The sequence below is a fragment of the Salinisphaera sp. SWV1 genome (assembly GCF_052044155.1).
In the GTDB taxonomy this organism is placed as follows: domain Bacteria; phylum Pseudomonadota; class Gammaproteobacteria; order Nevskiales; family Salinisphaeraceae; genus Salinisphaera.
The window spans coordinates 1-584 of record NZ_JBQDYE010000152.1; the positions used below are offsets into that span (position 1 = coordinate 1).

2 pseudogenes are annotated in these 584 nt (G+C 56.3%); both read right to left on the reverse strand.

The features are described 5' to 3' along the window. Positions 1-202: pseudogene (locus tag ACS8YF_RS19965) on the reverse strand (hypothetical protein); the annotation flags it as partial. 67 nt (positions 203-269) lie between these two features. Continuing rightward, positions 270-584 (reverse strand): annotated as a pseudogene (locus ACS8YF_RS19970) (permease); the annotation flags it as partial.

The following is a 584-nucleotide window of genomic DNA, read 5'->3' on the forward strand; positions in this document are numbered from 1 at the left end:
GCACCCCAACGGATTTATGGAGCATCATCACCGTCTCATGCAGGCTGGCGGCCTGATGTTCATGGTGATGGTGCTCGTCCCCGTGCTCGGGAGCGATCCATGTAAAAACAAAGACCAGCGAAAACTGCGCGATGATCAGAAGCGCCAGCAGCCAGTGCAAGAATCGGCTAACGAGGCCGTAATGTGTTGTTGAGTCTTTCATGATGCCCCCTTCGGGTTTTGATCGAGGTATGGCGGTCGGATAGTTGGCGCCGGCATGGCCGCTTTCATCAGTGATGATGGGTACAGTGGGACTGGGCGTTGGCTTGCCTGGACAGAGCCCAGAGCCCGAGCCCGACACCGATAAAAATCAGATTCAGCCAGAATGTGTAATCCAGGCTGAAGAATTCCATCGATCCGACGTCGACCGCGCTTGAATCGGGCGCCCAACCGCCGACGGAGAAAATGAGGTCGACGACGAAGCCGGTCACCGCCATGGCGATATACAGAATGGCGCCTAGAATCGCTGCGAGTCGGGTGCCGTAGTATTGGCGATAGACCAGCAACATCGGGATGACGATCAAATCGCCGTAGATGAAGGCCAG